Origin of the sequence: Myxococcus sp. AM009 (genome assembly GCF_013372605.1) — a bacterium.
In the GTDB taxonomy this organism is placed as follows: domain Bacteria; phylum Myxococcota; class Myxococcia; order Myxococcales; family Myxococcaceae; genus Myxococcus; species Myxococcus vastator.
The window spans coordinates 1-467 of sequence record NZ_JABXEP010000418.1 but is presented as its reverse complement, the minus strand read 5'-3'; the positions used below and the strand labels follow the sequence as shown (position 1 = coordinate 467).

At 67.9% G+C, this 467-nt stretch carries 1 pseudogene; it reads right to left on the bottom strand.

Annotation, left to right across the window (positions count from 1 at the left end):
• A pseudogene (locus HV824_RS36170) lies at nucleotides 1-467 on the bottom strand (hypothetical protein); the annotation flags it as partial.

Below are 467 nucleotides of genomic sequence, written 5' to 3'. Positions count from 1 at the left end.
CTCCACGAGCGTGGCCGTTCCTCGGAGTGCACCACGAAGCCAGGGAAGCTGGTTCGAGCCGTAGTCGAAGTAACCGGAGAAGAGGTCGGCGTTTCGACCAAGGTCCAGCGTGTGTCCGGCGAGCTTGGGGAGATCACTGGCGAGCCTCTCCGTGGAGCTCTTCACTTCGTCCGCCGCCTCCGTGACGGCTTGACGCGTCTGTGCGGCTCGCAGCCGTCCGTCCGCGATGGCTTCCGCATCAATCTCACGATGACGCCGGCTTGGTTCCGGCGCGTCGGACTGACGACCGATGGAGTCCGCCAGACCGTCCCGTGGAGGCTCCAGCAGCGAGGCGCCTCGCTGCGACTGGCGCAGGGTCCTTCCCGCGCCGGACGCGGGCGACTGGGTGGCACAGCCTGTCACCAGCATCACCAGGCTCAACAGCACGGCGTTCGCACGCAGGGCCCACCCCCAGCTCCGCCCATGAG